Below are 12,591 nucleotides of genomic sequence, written 5' to 3' on the forward strand. Positions count from 1 at the left end.
GATGGCAGAGTCCGAGTTTCCGAAGCTCACCAACCGGCCCGAGTGGACGGCACTCGCCGACCACCGCGCCGAGGGGCAGCCGCACCTGCGCGAGCTCTTCGCGGCGGACCCCGGCCGCGCGGAGCGGTATGTCGTACGGGTCGGCGACCTGTACATCGACTACAGCAAGCACCTGATCACCGACGAGACCCTGGCCCTGCTGCAGGAACTCGCCACCGCCACCGGCGTGTTCGGGCTCCGGGACGCCATGTTCCGCGGCGAGAGGATCAACGTCACCGAGCAGCGGGCCGTCCTGCACACCGCGCTGCGCGCCCCGCGGGAGGCGGTGATCGAAGTCGACGGCGAGAACGTCGTCCCGAAGGTGCACGCCGTCCTGGACAAGATGGCCGGCTTCGCCGGCAAGGTCCGCTCCGGCGAGTGGACCGGCCACACCGGCAGGCGCATCAGGAACGTCGTCAACATCGGCATCGGCGGCTCCGACCTCGGCCCGGCGATGGCCTACGAGGTGCTGCGCCCGTTCACCGCACGGGAGTTGACGTTCCGGTTCGTGTCGAACGTCGACGGCGCCGACCTGCACGAGGCCATCCGCGACCTGGACCCGGCGGAGACCCTGTTCATCGTCGCGTCCAAGACGTTCACCACGATCGAGACGATCACCAACGCGACCTCGGCGCGCTCCTGGCTGCTGAAGGCCTTCGAAAGCGACGAGAAAGCCGTGGCCCGGCACTTCGTGGCGCTGTCCACGAACGCCGAGAAGGTGACCGAGTTCGGCATCGACCCGGAGAACATGTTCGAGTTCTGGGACTGGGTCGGCGGCCGTTACTCGTACGACTCCGCGATCGGCCTGTCCCTGATGATCGCCATCGGACCCGACCGGTTCCGGGAGATGCTCGACGGCTTCCGGCTGGTCGACGACCACTTCCGCGCCGCGCCCGCAGAGGCCAACGCACCCTTGCTGCTGGGCCTGCTGGGCATCTGGTACGGCAACTTCCACGACGCCCAGTCGCACGCGGTGCTGCCGTACAGCCACTACCTGTCGAAGTTCACCGCCTACCTCCAGCAGCTGGACATGGAGTCCAACGGCAAGTCGGTGCAGCGCGACGGGCGGCCGGTGGAGTGGCAGACCGGGCCGGTGGTGTGGGGAACGCCGGGCACCAACGGGCAGCACGCCTACTACCAGCTGATCCACCAGGGCACCAGGCTCATCCCTGCGGACTTCATCGGCTTCGCCCGGCCCGTCGGGGAGCTGAGCGGTGAACTCAAGGCGCAGCACGACCTGTTGATGGCCAACTTCTTCGCCCAGACCCAGGCGCTGGCCTTCGGCAAGAGTGCCGAGGTGGTCCGCGCGGAAGGCGTGCCTCAGGAGCAGGTCACGCACCGCACCTTCCGCGGCGACCACCCCACCACCACGATCCTCGCCGGCGAGCTGACCCCGTCCGTGCTCGGCCAGCTGATCGCCCTCTACGAGCACAAGGTGTTCGTGCAGGGCGCGGTGTGGCACATCGACTCCTTCGACCAGTGGGGCGTCGAGCTGGGCAAGGTCCTCGCCAAGCGGGTCGAACCCGCCCTCACCGAGGGTGCGGACGTGCCCGGTCTCGACCCGTCCACCACGGCCCTCGTCGCCGCCTACCGCACTCTCAAGAACGCTCAGGAAGTGAACTGACATGCAGCTCGGTCTCATCGGTCTCGGCAAGATGGGCGGCAACATGCGCGAGCGGATCCGCCGCGCCGGCCACACCGTCATCGGCTACGACCGCAACCCCGAGGTCTCCGACGTCAAGTCCCTCGCCGAACTGGTCGAGAAGCTGGACGCGCCCCGCCATGTGTGGGTGATGGTCCCGGCCGGCACCGCCACGCAGACCGTCGTCGACGAGCTCGGCGACCTGCTCGAGCCCGGCGACACGGTCATCGACGGCGGCAACTCCCGCTGGACGGACGACGAGAAGCACGCCGCCGCCCTCGGCATCAAGGGCATCGGCTTCGTCGACGCAGGTGTCTCCGGCGGTGTCTGGGGCCTGGAGAACGGCTACGCGCTCATGGTCGGCGGCGACGAGCAGCACGTGGAGCCGCTCAAGCCGATCTTCGAGGCGCTCAAGCCTGAGGGCCCGTACGGCTATGTCCACGCGGGCCGGGTCGGCGCCGGGCACTTCTCCAAGATGGTCCACAACGGCATCGAGTACGCCATGATGCAGGCCTACGCCGAGGGCTGGGAGCTGCTGGAGAAGGTGCACTCGGTGGAGAACGTCCGCGAGGTGTTCCGCTCCTGGCAGGAGGGCACCGTCATCCGCTCCTGGCTGCTCGACCTCGCGGTCAACGCCCTGGACGAGGACGAGCACCTGCAGAAGCTGCGCGGCTACGCGGAGGACTCCGGTGAAGGCCGCTGGACCGTCGAGGCGGCCATCGACAACGCCGTACCGCTGCCCGCGATCACCGCCTCCCTGTTCGCCCGGTTCGCCTCCCGGCAGGACGACTCGCCGCAGATGAAGATGATCGCCGCGCTGCGCAACCAGTTCGGCGGCCACGCGGTCGAGAAGAAGGACTGACCCGCCGTGGGGGACCTCCTGCTGGTCCGCCACGGTGAGACGGAGTGGAGCCGGTCGGGACAGCACACCAGCTGGACCGACCTGCCCCTGACCGAGGACGGCGAGCAACAGGCCAAGTCCCTCGCCCCGCTCCTCACCGGCCGGACCTACGCCCTCGCGCTCGCCAGCCCGCTGGGCCGCGCGCTGCGCACCGCCGAACTGGCGGGCCTCGTCGGGGTCGTGCCCGACCCCCACCTGCACGAGTGGGACTACGGCGGCTACGAGGGTGTCACCACGGTCGACATCCACCGGACGCGCCCCGGCTGGGACCTGTGGACCGACGGCGTGCCGCCGGGCCCCGAGGGGCATCCCGGCGAGTCACCGGAGGAGATCGGGGCCCGCGCCGACCGGGTGGTGGCCCGGCTTTCCCCGGCCCTGGCCGAGGGGGACGTGATCGTCGTCGCCCACGCCCACTTCCTGCGCGTGCTCACCGCGCGCCGGCTGGGCCTGCCGCCCGCCGAGGGCCGGCTGTTCCAGCTGGCCACGGGCACGGTCAGCCGGCTGTCGACCGAGCACGGGCGGCCCGTGATCGCCGAGTGGAACAGACGGCCGTAACGACTCCCGATCCGCAAGTCCCTTTGCTGCGCGGCCCGGTTCACCCCTGGTGGGCCGGGCCGCAGTGGTACAGCAGCCCGGACCGGTCACCGGGATCGTAGGCGGCCGCCGGGACCAGCGCGCAGTGCGCGACGGTCCAGCGCAGCACAGCGCCGACGGGGCTGCCGGCCGTGAGGGCACTGGGGCGCAGGTCGGCGCGTGGGACGAGGACGTAGTGCAGCCGTCCGGTGTCCACCAGCCGGCGGAAGGCGTCCGGCGCCGGGTAGGGGACGCGGCCGGTGAAGCCGCCCATCGGCAGCACGGACGCGTCGGCGGCGATGACGTACGGCGCGGCGCTCTCCCAGCCGGGTACGGCGGCCAGGTAGCGGGCGCCGTCGCGGTGCGCGGTCAGGTAGGCGAGCAACCGCCGGCGTTGGGGGCCGAGGGTGGTGGACGCGGTGCCGGCGCCGGTGCTGGTGGGGCCGACCCGGCCGAAGGAGCCGGGCTGGTTGTAGCGCAGGGACAGTGCGGACGCCGTCCAGACGGCGGGGACCAGCAGGACGGCGGTGAGAGCGGTGGCGAGCGCGGCCCGCGGCGGGATGCGGCGGGCGGCCGCGCCGGTGCGGTGACGCAGGCCCGCGAGCAGCAGCGCGAGCAGGCCGAGGGCGGCCGCGCAGGGCGCCGACCAGGGCTGGAAGCGCGGGTACCACAGCGTCAGCGCCGCGGCCCAGACGAGGTTGACGGCGATGACGGCGGCGAGCAGACGGGAGCGGCGGGCGCGGACGACGCCGGCCGCGGCGAGCGCGGCCACGGCCACCGCGACGACGCCCATGTAGTAGGTGTGGCCGGTGACGCTGCCGAAGCTGAAGGCGGCGAAGAAGGTCGCGAACCACATGCCCCACAGCACCTGCCCGGCGAACAGCGGGTCGGTGCGCGGCACCCGGCGCCGCCGCAGCGCCAGCAGCCCGCCGACGAGCCCGAGCGCGGCCAGCGGGTACAGCCAGCCGGTCTGGGTGGCCAGCCCCGGACTGAACATCTTCCCCACGCCGTCGCCCATGCCCGGTCCCAGGTGTGCGCCGGCCCGGGCCACCCGGCTCGCCATTATGCTGCCGGTGCCGGCCGCGTCGACGCCGACGTCGTGGAAACGGGTGAGGAAGTTGTAGCCGACGACGAGGGCGAACGGCGAGTCGTCGGTGGTGCCGTCGAGGTACGGGCGGGCGCCGGCCGGGGTGAGGGCGGCCACCAGCATCCACGACACCGACACCGCCACGGTCACCGCTCCGGCCAGCGCCACATGGCCGATACGGCGGCGCCGCGCGGCGGGCGCGGCGACCAGGTAGGTCGCGGCCAGCGCGGGCAGTACCGCCCAGGCCTCCAGCATCTTGCACTGGAAGGCGAGGCCCACCCAGACGCCCGCGAGCAGCAGGGTGCGCGGGCGGGCCTTCGCGGTGGCCCGCCAGGTGGCCTCGGCGGCCAGCAGCAGGAGCAGCACGAACGGGGCGTCCTCGGTGACCGAACGGCCGAGGCCCACCGTCACCGGGGTCAGCGTCAGGAACGCGGCGGCCAGCAGCCCGGCGGGCACCCCGGCCCAGCGGCGCACCAGCACATGCAGCAGCAGGACACAGCCCACCATCTCCAGTGCCTGGGGCAGCACCAGCGCCCAGGGGTGGAAGCCGAACGCCAGCGCCGCGAGCGCTTGCGGCCACAGGAAGCCGGGCAGCTTGTCCAGCGTGATGGAGCCCGCCGGGTCGAAGGAGCCGTAGAAGAAGTCGGCCGGGCTGTCGGTCATGCTGCGCACCGCGCTCGCGTAGAAGGCGTGGTAGGTGCTGTGGTCCAGGCCCCACAGGCACAGTACGGCGGCGAGCACGGCGATGGCGGCGAGCACCGGACGTTCGTAGTGGTCGGCGCGGGCCGCCGTGGGCGGGGCGGGCGGGGGCGGGACGGTTGCGGTCGGCTCGGTCGGCGGCAGGTCGGGGCGCAGCAGCGGCCGGCCGGCGGGGATCGGCATGGGACTTCCAGGCACCCGGTCCGGGACTCTCGGGTCCGGGACACCGGGTATGTCCTGGACCGTGCGAGTATCGGCCGCCGGACCGGGGGGCGGCGCGTGCCGGAGCCGGGTCTCACCGAGGTCTCACCGCGGGCTCACCGCCTCCTTCACCTCCTCTTCCGGTCTGCTCCTTCGCCCTGTTCTTCCGCCCGCCTCTCTCAGCGCCGCCCGGCGTGCTGGGCCGCGAGCCGGACCGGGGCGTTCACGGCGCCGTACCCCTGGTAGCCGGGGTCGCGCTGGACGAGTTCGAAGAAGACCCGGCCGACGGTCTCGGTGTAGCAGTGGCGGAAGGCGCCGCCCGCGTCCCGGTCGTACAGGATGCCGAGTTCGCGGTAGGTCTCCAGCTCCCCGTCCGGGAACTCGTAGCGGGCGGCGAGGTCGTCGTGGTAGTTGGCGGGCACCGGGAGCAGCCGGCCGCCCGCGGCGCGGAAGGCGCGGGCCGCGGCCACCACGTCGTCGGTGGCCAGCGCGATGTGCGCCGCGTGCACGGTGTCGTCGGTGGGTGCCGCGCCGACGCCGAGGGCGATTCGGACGCTGCCGTCGGCATTGGCGACGGCCCGGCTGCGCATCAGGCCGTAGGGGTCGGCGAGGTCGACGCTCTCCTGGGCGGTGAGGCCGAGGACGCTGCGGTGGAAGAGCGTGGCCTCGTCGAAGTGGTGCCAGGGCTGGGTGAGCGCGAGGTGGTCGATGCGGGTCGCGGAGGGCGCCGGGGTGTCCGGAAGGTCGGCGAAGTCCGCCCGCCAGTCCGGTGGTTCGGGATCGCCGGTGGCGCAGAGGAACAGTTCCGTGCCGTCGGTGGCCGCGACGGCGTCGAGCGGGGCGTCCCCGGGGGCGCGGCGGCGGGGCAGGACGGGGGCGAGCAGGGCTTCGGCGCGGCGGGCGGCAGCGGCGGGGTCCGGGGACTCCAGGCCGATCGCGGCGAGCCGGGTGCCGTCACGGCGGGCGGTGGCGGCGGTGTTGACCAGGACGCGTGCCGCACCGCGCTGCCACAGGTCGACGGGCTTGCCGCGGTGCCGGGCGGTGCGGGTGAATCCGAGCGCGGTCAGCAGTGCGGTGACGGGTTCGGCGTCCGGGGTGAGGAGTTCGGCGAAGGCCACCCCGGTGGGCACGACGGGGGGCGGCAGCTCGGCGGCGCCGGCGGCCTCGCGCAGGAGGAGCAGGGAGCGGTGGGCGTCGACGGCGGTGGGGCCGGCGTCGGCCTGACGGAAGACGTCGTTGAAGACCTCCAGGGACAGCGGCCCGCGGTACCCGGCGGCGAGGACGCGCCGCAGCAGCCCCGGCGACGTCGAAGCCGCCCTGTCCGGGGAAGCAGCGGTAGTGGCGGCTCCACTGCAGGACGTCCATGGCGAGCAGCGGGGCGTCGGCGAGTTGCAGGAAGAAGATCTTCTCGCCGGGGATGTCCGCGATTCCCTCGAGGTCCTCGGGCTCGGAGCACCGGGAGAGGATGTGGAAGCTGTCCAGGCAGACGCCGAGCGCCGGATGGTCGGCGGCCTCGACGATCCGCCACGCGTGCCCGTGGGTGTTCACATGCCGCCCCCAGGCGAGCGCCTCGTACGCCACCCGTATGCCGAACTCCTCCGCCAGGTATGCCAGTCGAGCGAGCTGACCGGCGGCTCGCGCGTCGTCGTCCACGGCGTCCGGCGACACGCCGGAGCACACGAGGACGGTGTCTGCGCCGAGCCGGTTCATCAGCTCGAACTTGTGCCGGGCGCGCCGCAGATTGCGCACGAAGACGTCGTCCGGCACGCCCTCGATGTCCCGCATCGGCTGGTACAGATCGATGCTCAGCCCGAGGTCGGCGCAGCGTGCACGGATCTCCTCGGGAACGAGCGGGCAGGCGAGGAGATCGTTCTCGAAGATCTCCACCCCGCCGAAGCCGGCCCGCGCGGCGGCGGCGAGCTTCTCGGTGAGGGTGCCGCTGAGGGAGACGGTGGCGATGGAGGTGTGCCTGCCCGTGTTCCTCGTCATCCGGCCGCACTCCCCGAGCGCTCGACGCCCACCAGTTCCTCGAAGTCGGCCAGCATGCGCCCGCTGTCCGGCTCCCGCCCGGTGAACAGCCGGAACGCGTCGGCGGCCTGGAACACGGCCATGCCGCCCCCGGGCAGGACGGCGCAGCCACGCGCGTGGGCGACCCCCAGCAGCGCGGTCCGAAGCGGCCGGTAGACGACTTCGGCCACCCACAGACCGGCGTGCAACAGCTCGGCGGACAGGGGCAGTCCGGGATGCGCGGCCATGCCGGTGGGGGTGGCATGGACGAGCCCCCCACAGCCGTCGGCCTCGCCGAGGAGCGCCGGAAGCCGATCGACCGTCGCCGCGCCCGCCCGGCCTGGGCCGAAGTTGCGTACCAAGGAGTCGGCGAGCGCGGCGGCCCGCTCGGGCAGCGCGTCGACGACGGTGACCCGCCCGGCGCCCAGGGTGAGCACGGCGTGGGCGACGGCCGCGCCCGCGCCGCCCGCGCCGAGCTGGACGACCCGCTCCAGCGGGGCGTCCGGCAGGCCGCGCGCGAAGGAGGCGGCGAAACCGGTCACGTCGGTGTTGTGGCCGACGGCCCGGCCGTCGTCGAAGACCACGGTGTTGACCGCGCCGAGCGCCTCGGCCCGCGGATCGAGAGCGTCGAGGTGGTCGATGACCAGCTGTTTGCAGGGGTGGGTGATGTTCAGCCCGTCGTAGCCCAGATCGCGGGCAGCGCGGACCAGGTCGCCGACCGCCTCCGGCGCCCGGCCGAGGACGTCGATGTCGAGGAGCCGGTAGAGGTGGCGCAAGCCCTGCCGATCCGCCTCCCGCTGGTGCAGGGCGGGGCTGAGCGAGGGGCCGATACCGGCCCCGATCAGCCCGACGAGATACGCGTCCTTGGCCATGTGGCCCTCCCGAGGCGACACTAATGTACGAACCAGTTCGTTAGCTGTATCAGCCGGGAGAGCCGTGCGGAAGAGCCGGGCGACTTCGGGGGCCCTGCTTCTACAATCACCGGCACGCACACAGCGAGCGCGCCGCCCAGGCGTCCACCGGCCCGAAGGACAGCGATGACCAGCGTCGAAGAACCCGCACGACCCGGGGGACGGGTGCGCGACGCGGCCCGCACCAAGGCCGAGATCCTCGACGTGGCCACGCAGGAGTTCGCGCGGGCCGGCTACGACGGCGCCCGCGTCGACGAGATAGCGGCCCGCACCCGCACCACCAAGCGGATGATCTACTACTACTTCGGCGGCAAGGAACAGCTGTTCACAGCCGTGCTGGAGCGGGCCTACGGGGTGATCCGCCAGGCCGAGCAGGAACTGGACGTCGACCACCTGGACCCCGTCGCCGCGATCCGGCGCCTGGCCGAGCTGACCTTCGACCACCATGAGCGCCACCCGGACTTCATCCGCCTGGTCAGCATCGAGAACATCCACGGCGCCGAGCACATCGCGGCTTCCGAGAAGCTCGGGAAGATCGGTTCCCCGGCGCTGGAGGTGATCCGCCGGATCCTCACCGCGGGGCAGGAGTCGGGGCTGTTCACGGCCGACGTCGACGCGGTCGACCTGCACGCGGTGGTCAGCTCGTTCTGCTTCTTCCGGGTCGCCAACCGGCACACCTTCGGGGCCCTGTTCGGCCGGGACCTGGTGGACCCCGCCCAGCGGGAGCACTACCGGACCATGCTCGGCGACATGGTGATCGCCTACCTGACCGCGGAGCGCGCGGCCGGCTGACCCCGGCGGGCCCGCGCTCCCGCAGGGACTGTCGCGCCGGCTCTTGACAGCGGGGAAACACCGGCGCAACATCCCACCCACCACCACTAACTATCCAGTGGGTTAATCAGCAGCCGAGATCCGGCCCCTCGCCCGCTCCCTCCCCTCGTCGCTCACTCCGCCCTTCCGTAGGGTGGAGTTCCCAAAGGCCGCTCATCGCCTCGGTCAGCACGGTCTTCACGGTGTGGGCGCTGGCGTACGCCACCAGTGACGGGGTCGGGATGTCCCGTACGTTCATGCTGGGGGTGGGTGCCCTGGCCAACCTCGCCGCGCTGGCGGTGATCCCGCTGTGGGCCACGCTCTCGGACCGGATCGGGCGCCGGCCGGTGTTCCTGCTGGGCGCGGTGGGCAGTGCGGTCGCGATGGCCGGCTATCTGTGGGCGATCTCCACGGGCTCGCGCCCGCTGATCCTGATCCTCGGGATCGTGGCCTTCGGCCTCGTCTACAGCGCGGCGAACGGTGTGTGGCCCGCCTTCTACGGCGAGATGTTCGCGACCCGGGTGCGGCTGTCGGGCGTGGCCATCGGCACGCAGATCGACTTCGCGGTGGCCGGGCTCGCGGTCACCTTCGCCGCCGAGATCGCCGGTCCGGGCGGCGCCGACTGGTCGGCGGTCGCCCTGTTCACGGGCGCGCTGTGCCTGCCGCCGGCCCTGGCCGCGCTCACCGCCCGCGAGACGCACAGGGTCCCGACGGAACTGCTCGGGGAGCGGCCGGGGAGGCAGGCGAAGCGGGCGGAAAGGGTGACGGCCTGAGGCGAGCGGCTCCGGGCCGGCGGACTGCTAGGGCTGCGGGTGGCGCGGCTCGTACAGGGCGAGTTCGCCGCCGCCCGGCAGGCGCAGGGCGGTCACCCGGCCCCACCGGGCCTCCTCCACCGGCCGGGTGAACTCCACGCCCTGCTCTGCAAGTTGACGTTGTGTCACGTCCAGGTCGTCGCACATCAGCATCAGCTCGTGCGCGGGCTCGCCGTCGGTGGGATGGCAGGCCACCTCGGTGGGCGGCGCCTGGAAGATCAGCCATCCGTGGCCCGCGTCGACGTGCGTCCATCCGAGGGTGTCGCGCAGGAAGGCCCGGTCGGCCTCCGCGTCCCGGCTGTAGAGCACCACATGTGCACCGTTGATCACGCGCGGAGGCTAGTGCGGCGGGCGCCCCCGGACAAGCACCGCCCACCCGCGACCCGCCGCGCGCCCTCCGCATCCAAGGCATCCGCCGATGCCGACCACACCTTTTGTACGGCGCACCGACCGCTTGTACGGCGCACCGACCGCACCCGCCGTACCGGCTGCCCCGCCAGACCGGTTGCTCCAGGCGCACCCGGCGCACCCGGCGCACCGCCACACCGACCGAGCCACACCGACCACCAGCGCCGCCTGCCACATCGGCCGCATCGCCGCACCGCCGCACCGCCGCACCGGCCGCCTGACCAGACCGGTTTTCACCCGCCACCCTGACACGCCGGCCGCCCGGTCACACCGGTTACCCCAGCCACCACCCCATCGCCCCGACCGCCCATGCACCGACGTCCCGACCGCCCACGACCCGCCACCCCGGTCCCGCCCGCCGGCCCCGATGGCCAGTCACGCTCACCCGGTCAGTGGCCCCGTCGCGCTCACCCCGCCGGCGTCACCGCCGCGTCGAGCAGGGGCCCGAGTTCCCGTGCGGCCGTGGTCAGCGGCCGTGCGTCCTGTTCCGCGCGGGACATCAGAATCGCGCCCTCCAGGGTGCTGATCATCAGCGTGGCCACGGATTCGGCGCGTGCCGCGGGGACGCCCATGCCGGTCAGGGCCTCGGCGAGCGGGGCCCGCCAGGTCGTGAACGCGGCGGCCACGGCCTCGCGGGTCGAGCCGTCGCCCGAGGCGCAGTCGACGGTGGCGGCGGCGACCGGGCAGCCCGCAGCGAAGCCGCGCGCCGCGTACTCATCCGTCCACTGGGCGACCATCGCCGCGAACAGCCCGCTCGGCGTCGGCTCCTCGAGCCCGGCGAGAAAGCGTGCGATCCGCTTGCCCGCATACCGTCCGGCCCAGCCGACCGCCTCGTTGACCAGCTGTTCCTTCCCGCCAGGGAAGTAGTGCTGGAGCGAGCCGCGCGGTGCGCCCGCGTGCGCGGCGACCTCCCGCATGCCGGTCGCGGCGACACCGTCGCGCCGCATGAGCTGGGCCGCGCTGAAGACCATCCGCTCCCGCGGCCCGTGTCGCGACTCGCCCATTGACGGCCTCCCGATCCTCATCCTCCCCCACTCTATGACCGGCGTCATAACGGCCGCTACTATGACGGTGGTCATAATCGGCTCCCGGAGCGGAGGGACGGTCCCGTGAACGTCGGCTTCATCGGTCTCGGAGTGATGGGCCACCCCATGGCACAGCGCCTGGTGTCCGCCGGCACCCCCCTGGTGGTCTGGAACCGGACCCCGGAACGCGCCGCACCCCTGCGCGCCGCCGGCGCCACGGTCGCCGCGGACGCCGACGAGGTGTTCGCCAAGGCGGACGTGGTGCTGCTGATGCTCGCCGACGAGGCCGCCGTCGACACCGTGCTCGGCCGGGGCACCCCCGCGCTGGCGGCACGGGTCGCCGGGCGCACGGTCGTCCACATGGGCACCACCTCGCCCGAGTACTCCCACGCCCTGGAGAACGACGTCCGCGCCGCCGGCGGCCGGTATGTCGAGGCACCCGTCTCCGGGTCACGGGTCCCGGCGGAGGAAGGCCGGCTGGTGGCCATGCTCGCCGGGGAGCAGGACGCCGTGGACGCCGTACGGCCGCTGCTGGCGCCGTTGTGCCGGGAGACGTTCGTGTGCGGTCCGGCGCCCGGCGCGCTGCTGATGAAGCTGTCCGTGAACCTCTTCCTGATCACCCTGGTGACCGGGCTGACCGAGGCGTTCCACTTCGCCGAGCGGCAGGGCCTGGACCGGCGGCTGTTCCTGGACGTCCTCGACGCGGGCCCCATGGCCAGCGGCGTCTCCCGGATGAAGGCGCCCAAGCTGTTCGACCGGGACTTCGCGGTCCAGGCGGCCGCACTGGACGTCCTGAAGAACAACCGGCTCGTCGCCGAGGCGGCCCGCAAGGCGCACCTGGCCTCACCGCTCCTCGACGTGTGTCACACCCTGTTCGAGGAAACGGTGGCCCAGGGGTACGGCGACGAGGACATGGTCGCCGTACTGCGAGCGATCGAGACGCGGACCGCCGGGGCGTCGTAGCCGGGAACCGGGGCGGGTCAGCGCTTCGGGATACCGTACGCCCGCTCGACGTGCAGCCGCACCACCAGTCGGCGGTCGCGGACCATCGCGGCCCGGTAGTCGTCCCAGTCCGGATGCTCGCCCTGAACGTCCCGGTACAGGCGGATCAGTTCCTCGACGGTGTCGTCGTGCGGGTCCCGGGCGACCGAGGAGAGTTCGGCCGTGCCCTCGGCGACGGTGAACGCCCAGCGGTCGGCGCTGGTGACGTGATAGGAGGCGCGGGGGTCGCGGCGCAGGTTGCGGGCCTTGGCGCGGTCGTCGGTGACGGAGATCCGGATCACGCGCTCGTCGGGATAGTAGGCGTGGTTGACGTTGGACAGCTGGGGGCGGCCGTCGCGTTTGAGGGTGACCAGGACACCGGCGTCGCCTTCGGCGAGCAGTTCGAGCAGCGTGTCCTGCGTGGGGTCCAAGATGGAGTCTTCGCTCATGACACGGTCAACTCACCGGAGCGGGCCCCGCATTCCCGCGATCCGA

At 72.7% G+C, this 12,591-nt stretch carries 10 protein-coding genes and 2 pseudogenes; 6 read left to right on the plus strand and 6 right to left on the minus strand.

The window, feature by feature from the left end; translation table 11 throughout:
* Position 1: 1 nt before the first annotated feature.
* The 3 genes from pgi to ACWGJ5_RS39800 are packed head-to-tail and all read left to right on the plus strand — an operon-like array spanning position 2 to position 3,137.
* Positions 2 to 1,663 (plus strand): glucose-6-phosphate isomerase, encoded by a 1,662-nt coding sequence (gene pgi / locus ACWGJ5_RS39790; RefSeq protein ID WP_453314504.1) that lies wholly within the window; start codon positions 2 to 4, stop codon positions 1,661 to 1,663.
* 1 nt (position 1,664) lies between these two features.
* Positions 1,665 to 2,543, plus strand: coding sequence for a phosphogluconate dehydrogenase (NAD(+)-dependent, decarboxylating) (gnd, locus tag ACWGJ5_RS39795; protein WP_228625675.1), 879 nt, complete (start codon positions 1,665 to 1,667; stop codon positions 2,541 to 2,543).
* Between the two features lie 6 nt (positions 2,544 to 2,549).
* A complete protein-coding gene (locus ACWGJ5_RS39800; RefSeq protein WP_453314505.1) occupies positions 2,550 to 3,137 on the plus strand; it encodes a histidine phosphatase family protein in 588 nt (195 codons plus the stop codon).
* Positions 3,138 to 3,177: 40 nt separating this feature from the next.
* On the opposite strand, the gene ACWGJ5_RS39805 is transcribed toward ACWGJ5_RS39800, so the two are convergent.
* The 3 genes and pseudogenes from ACWGJ5_RS39805 to ACWGJ5_RS39815 all read right to left on the minus strand — a co-directional run bounded on the left by ACWGJ5_RS39805 (position 3,178) and on the right by ACWGJ5_RS39815 (position 8,021).
* Entirely contained in the window at positions 3,178 to 5,124 is a 1,947-nt protein-coding gene (locus tag ACWGJ5_RS39805) for an ArnT family glycosyltransferase (protein ID WP_453314506.1), read from the minus strand.
* 197 nt (positions 5,125 to 5,321) lie between these two features.
* A pseudogene (locus ACWGJ5_RS39810) lies at positions 5,322 to 7,131 on the minus strand (TIM barrel protein).
* Positions 7,128 to 8,021, minus strand: coding sequence for a shikimate dehydrogenase (locus ACWGJ5_RS39815; protein WP_453314507.1), 894 nt, complete (start codon positions 8,019 to 8,021; stop codon positions 7,128 to 7,130). The pseudogene ACWGJ5_RS39810 and the gene ACWGJ5_RS39815 overlap by 4 nt, the downstream one beginning before the upstream one ends.
* Before the next feature lie 165 nt (positions 8,022 to 8,186).
* Here ACWGJ5_RS39815 and ACWGJ5_RS39820 point away from each other — a divergent pair, with 165 nt between their 5' ends.
* Entirely contained in the window at positions 8,187 to 8,852 is a 666-nt protein-coding gene (locus ACWGJ5_RS39820) for a TetR/AcrR family transcriptional regulator (RefSeq protein ID WP_453314508.1), read from the plus strand.
* Positions 8,853 to 9,043: 191 nt separating this feature from the next.
* A pseudogene (locus tag ACWGJ5_RS39825) lies at positions 9,044 to 9,643 on the plus strand (MFS transporter); the annotation flags it as partial.
* A 27-nt stretch (positions 9,644 to 9,670) separates the two neighbouring features.
* Here ACWGJ5_RS39825 and ACWGJ5_RS39830 read toward each other — a convergent pair.
* On the minus strand, positions 9,671 to 10,012 hold the full coding sequence (locus ACWGJ5_RS39830; RefSeq protein ID WP_453314509.1) for a VOC family protein: 342 nt from the start codon (positions 10,010 to 10,012) through the stop codon (positions 9,671 to 9,673).
* Positions 10,013 to 10,497: 485 nt separating this feature from the next.
* Positions 10,498 to 11,094 (minus strand): TetR/AcrR family transcriptional regulator, encoded by a 597-nt coding sequence (locus tag ACWGJ5_RS39835; RefSeq protein WP_453314510.1) that lies wholly within the window; start codon positions 11,092 to 11,094, stop codon positions 10,498 to 10,500.
* 105 nt (positions 11,095 to 11,199) lie between these two features.
* Here ACWGJ5_RS39835 and ACWGJ5_RS39840 point away from each other — a divergent pair, with 105 nt between their 5' ends.
* Positions 11,200 to 12,078 carry an NAD(P)-dependent oxidoreductase gene (locus ACWGJ5_RS39840; protein ID WP_453314511.1) on the plus strand — a complete coding sequence of 293 codons (879 nt, stop codon included), beginning with the start codon at positions 11,200 to 11,202 and terminating at the stop codon, positions 12,076 to 12,078.
* A 17-nt stretch (positions 12,079 to 12,095) separates the two neighbouring features.
* Here ACWGJ5_RS39840 and ACWGJ5_RS39845 read toward each other — a convergent pair whose 3' ends face one another.
* Positions 12,096 to 12,545: a PPOX class F420-dependent oxidoreductase gene (locus ACWGJ5_RS39845; RefSeq protein WP_453314512.1), complete on the minus strand. Its 450-nt coding sequence runs from the start codon at positions 12,543 to 12,545 to the stop codon at positions 12,096 to 12,098.
* Positions 12,546 to 12,591: the final 46 nt, after the last annotated feature.

It is taken from the genome of Streptomyces sp. NPDC054783 (assembly GCF_053611725.1).